The sequence below is a fragment of the Bartonella sp. AA86SXKL genome, assembly GCF_042196885.1.
In genome coordinates this window covers 1-590 of sequence record NZ_JBHIRE010000513.1, presented here as the reverse complement: position 1 = coordinate 590, position 590 = coordinate 1, and the positions used below count along the sequence as shown (strand labels likewise).

Below are 590 nucleotides of genomic sequence, written 5' to 3'. Positions count from 1 at the left end.
TCTGCAGCCTCTACCTGCTTCCCCGCCTCCAACGCCCGATCTTTCTCCAACCTCAATGCCAGCCTCCCCAGCTCAAACGCCCAGCCCTGCTCAACTTCAAATACCTGCCCTGTTCAACCCAAAGCCGGACATCCAACGCTTCTCAAAACTAGGCAGCCTTTTTACTCTTCTTCACAAGTTTTATTGCGAACACGAAGCTTCTCTTCAACTCCAAACACTTAAACGATCCGGGTCTCAAGCACGCAACCTCCACCCTATCATTCACACAATCAACGTCGTCCTTGGCATCCAATACCAGCTTCCCCAGCTTCAATGCCCGGTCATTCTTCAACCTAAATGCCAATTTCCCAAGCTCAAACGCCCAGCCCTGCTCAACTTCAAATACCTGCCCTGTTCAACCCAAAGCCGGACTTCCAACGCTTCTCAAGACTAGGCAGCCTTTTTACTCTTCTTCATCAGCTTTTTGTGGCAGGGGTGGCAAGATATAAGAGCCCGAAAGCCATCGGTTCAGATCAATCGCCCGGCATCGTGTTGAACAGAAAGGATAGGCGTTTTGTTGTGCCATCTGACCACAAATGGGACAAAGATGG

At 50.5% G+C, this 590-nt stretch carries 1 protein-coding gene and 1 pseudogene; one reads left to right on the top strand and one right to left on the bottom strand.

Going from position 1 to position 590, the window contains the following annotated elements; all coding sequences use genetic code 11:
- Window positions 1-433: pseudogene (locus ACFIO5_RS12985) on the top strand (hypothetical protein); the annotation flags it as partial.
- 9 nt (window positions 434-442) lie between these two features.
- Here the strand turns inward: ACFIO5_RS12985 and yacG are convergent.
- A partial coding sequence (yacG, locus tag ACFIO5_RS12980) for a DNA gyrase inhibitor YacG (RefSeq protein ID WP_375705630.1) occupies window positions 443-590 on the bottom strand: 148 nt, incomplete at its 5' end.